Annotated in this window: 1 protein-coding gene; it reads left to right on the top strand. The window is 38.5% G+C overall.

The window, feature by feature from the left end:
- On the top strand, window positions 1–706 hold a 706-nt coding region (locus AX662_RS07660), incomplete at both ends, for a MucBP domain-containing protein (protein ID WP_231728423.1).

Raw genomic sequence — 706 nt, 5'->3', positions numbered from 1 at the left:
GAATCAGCAAGTGCATCTGAGTCAGCATCTGCATCAGAATCAGCAAGCACATCAGCTTCAGCATCTGCATCAGAATCAGCAAGCTCTTCAGAATCAACTTCTGTATCTGAATCAGTATCAGCTTCTGAATCTTACTCAGCATCTGCTAGCCTTTCAGAATCTACATCAACTTCAACTTCAGTTTCAGAATCACTTTCAAGCTCTGAATCAACTTCAGTTTCAATTTCTCAATCAATGTCTGAAAGTGAAACTCCTAAAGTTGGTGAAGTAATCATCACTTACATCCGTGAGAATGATGGTAAAGAAATCCAAAAACCACGTCAAGACACACCAAACTCACCATATGACACTCCATATAACACAACTGAGGAAGGTGAAAAACCTAACACAATCAAGACTCCAGATGGTAAGACATACAAGATCGTACCAAAAGGTGACTACCCAGTAGGTAAAGTTGACGGCGATGGACACCTTGAATCATCTGATCCAATTAAAGGTAAAGTTGATAAACCTAAATCAACAATCACTTACGTTTATAAAGAAGTGAAAGGTAATGTTTACGTTCACTATGTAGACACTGAAGGTAAGACAATCAAAGCATCTGTAACAGATGAAAAAGACCAACCAGTTGATAAAGACTACGATACAGTTGTAGACAACCGTCCAAAAGAAATCGAATTCGAAGGTAAGACATACGAATTGGTAC

Source organism: Streptococcus sp. CCH5-D3 (assembly GCF_001556435.1).
Taxonomy (GTDB): Bacteria; Bacillota; Bacilli; order Lactobacillales; family Streptococcaceae; genus Streptococcus.
This window is presented reverse-complemented; position numbering and strand designations above follow the sequence as displayed.